The sequence below is a fragment of the Paenibacillus dendritiformis genome, from assembly GCF_015845845.1.
Classification (GTDB): domain Bacteria; phylum Bacillota; class Bacilli; order Paenibacillales; family Paenibacillaceae; genus Paenibacillus_B; species Paenibacillus_B dendritiformis_C.
This window is the reverse complement of sequence record NZ_LDIG01000270.1, coordinates 1-2,400: the sequence shown is the minus strand read 5'-3', so window position 1 is coordinate 2,400 and position 2,400 is coordinate 1. Positions and strand designations below refer to the sequence as shown.

Annotated in this window: 1 protein-coding gene; it reads right to left on the bottom strand. The window is 54.0% G+C overall.

Going from position 1 to position 2,400, the window contains the following annotated elements; genetic code table 11:
* On the bottom strand, window positions 1–2,400 hold a 2,400-nt coding region (locus ABD76_RS26330; protein WP_197259896.1), incomplete at both ends, for a contractile injection system protein, VgrG/Pvc8 family.

Sequence of the window (2,400 nt, the reverse complement as noted above, 5' to 3'; positions counted from 1 at the left end):
CTCAGGCGGCTTCCCATTGGGCTTGCTTGGTTTCTGCGGGGAAGGCTTTTTCGGCGTTGGACTATTTGACCCTCCGCTTTTAAACATTTGATAAAGCTCATTGAGGGTTTCACCAGTATTAGATAAACCTTGATACGTTACTCCTGCTCCATGTCCTGCTAAAGCGACGGATTTTGCAGTAACAGCTACGCCTACAGGTGATAATACTCCCGTACCTGATAACGTAACACCAGCGCCTCCTCCCAATACAGCGCCACCCATTTCTAATACTCCGGCTACAGTTGTGATGAGGTGCCCGATCAATTCACCTGTTTTACGCGCCTTCGGATGATTTGAAGTATATTCCTTTTTTAGGGGTGGGAAGTCTAACGTCAAATCTTCTAAAACGGCCGTTCCTGCTCCTTTTACAACTTCTCCACCGACATCTGCGGCATGGATCAACTCGTCCGCCACCTGCTGACCCATCATAAGTCTGGCTTCCGCTTCCCTGATCTGGGCTTCGCCCAGAATAGCCAGCCACGACTTGGATTGTTCTTGCTCCGGCTCCGGCTGCTCGGCCATGTAACGCTCGTAGTTCGCCCTCCAGCGTTGTCTCAGTTCGGATGGAATCCGATGATAGGCCTGCTCCAACTCATTAGCAGACTGAGCCATACGCCGGACATAAGAAGCTATATCGTTCCATGATGTGGGTGTTCCTAACTCACGCGCACTTGTGAACACCTTGCCCAGCAGCCACTTTCTATAATAGGCATCCTTGGCTTTCTCGTGCTCGTATTGACTGATGAGTCCTTGCATGACCAGACTGGCCAGATATTTCAGCGGATGCAACCCGCCTTTTGCGCCTCCACCTCCAGCATGACTCGTTCCTGTACTTCGAACAGGAATAGCTGCGCTTGCTCGCAGACTCGCACTCACCGCCGCTCCGGCAAGTCCGCCTAATGCTGCTCCCGCTACTGCTCCTATCACCGGAATGGAGCCTAGCAGTTTGGACTCCGTATCCAGCAATCCATCCGCTTGTTTTTGAGCGGCCGGGCTCGTAAGCTTCGCAGTCGGAGTCCTGGCTTTGTTGTTGGTGGAACCCTCCCGGGCGGCGGCTTGTGCTGCTTCGTAGTCTTTTATAGTCATCAGCGGCGGCTCCGGCACAGGAGGAAGATCCATGACGAACACCGGAGCCTTCACCGTTCCCTCTTGCTCAACTACCGGGGCCTTGATATCCGTTTCACCATCCAGGACCATGCTGCTGGCTCCGCCTGTGAGGTACAATGCGCTTCCCGCTGTAAGCGACAGTTCCTGACCTGCATCCAGCTTCACGTGACCGCCTTGAATCCGTACATCTCCCGGGCTGCTGACGGTAATGCCGTTCCCTTCATGGAGCGTAATTGACAATGCTCCCGAGGTAGACAGGGTCAGTTCTTGTTCGGACATGTCCACGCCGCTTCCTTGCGCATGTCTCCATACTTTCACGTCCGGCTCTCCTTGCGCGTGGCGATGCTGCCGCGAGTCCATGACATAGGCTTCCTGTTCCCGGCTCGTCGGCAAGTAAAGCTCCACCCGCTCCCCAACTTCCGGCATATCATACCAGCCACTATGTTCTTCCGCTGCATAGCGGGTGGCCACCGGGAACCAGCATGCTTTCGCCGGGTCCTGTTTGGGGTCGATATCCAGTTGGAGTTGCACCATGTCTTGATGTACCTGTAACACGCTGCCCGTCAGCGCAATCCCCGCAGCTTGATCGTTTTCATAACGGGCAAGACGAATATCCTGTTCAGCCTGGAGATCATAACGAGTACGCAGCAGGCCGTCCTCCAGCCGTGTCACGGCCCGAACGACGACGAGTTCCTTGCCTAATCCGATCGGTAACGCAATGATATCTCCCAGCGCATAGTATTGCAGGCTTTCGATCACGTAGGTCACATATGAGCCTGCCCGTTGTCCCGGCTTCCCCGCCTCCAGATCATGGAACGTTCTCCGTACCTGGTAACTTGCATCCCGTTCCATCTTGTACCGTTTGCCTTCCGGTAGCCCGAAGAACACTTTGGGCGACGCTGCCGTTACCTCCGGCACCAGCACGGACCCAAAGCGAGAGGCAAGGCGCTTTAAAAACGCCCAATCCGTCTCCTCATATTGTAAAACAAAAGTGCCCAGTTCGGCATCATTCGTTACGGTATCAATGGCATCTCCATACTTGTATTTCCGAATCATCGTGGTGACCAGATCCGCGTAGGTACGATGAATATCCTGATAGGAACGCTTCTTTATCTGGATATCCATCTGATACGAATGCGATGCGGCTTCCAGCTCGAACGTATACACGCCCCGAATGCAATGCACGGATAGTCGCGTAACGATGCCGTGGAACAATCGTCTCCGTGATTGTCCCTGCTCATCCAATTGACGGAT